General features: G+C 52.0%; 1 rRNA gene. It reads right to left on the bottom strand.

Annotated elements, in window-relative coordinates:
* Positions 1–37: 37 nt before the first annotated feature.
* Positions 38–306: ribosomal RNA gene (locus M3610_RS27660) — 16S ribosomal RNA — on the bottom strand; the annotation flags it as partial.

The raw sequence follows: 306 nt of genomic DNA, 5'->3' as shown, positions 1-306 counted from the left end.
GTTGAACAGTCGCCTCCGCTTTTCCTATTATCCTTAGAAAGGAGGTGATCCAGCCGCACCTTCCGATACGGCTACCTTGTTACGACTTCACCCCAATCATCTGTCCCACCTTAGGCGGCTGGCTCCTAGGACAAAACTTAACTTCCTATTATTATAGTAAGAGGTTAAGTTTTGTCCCAGGTTACCCCACCGACTTCGGGTGTTACAAACTCTCGTGGTGTGACGGGCGGTGTGTACAAGGCCCGGGAACGTATTCACCGCGGCATGCTGATCCGCGATTACTAGCGATTCCGGCTTCATGCAGGC

The organism is Neobacillus sp. MER 74 (assembly GCF_023714155.1).
Note: the sequence above shows the minus strand (reverse complement) of the source record. Positions and strands in the feature narration are given on the sequence as shown.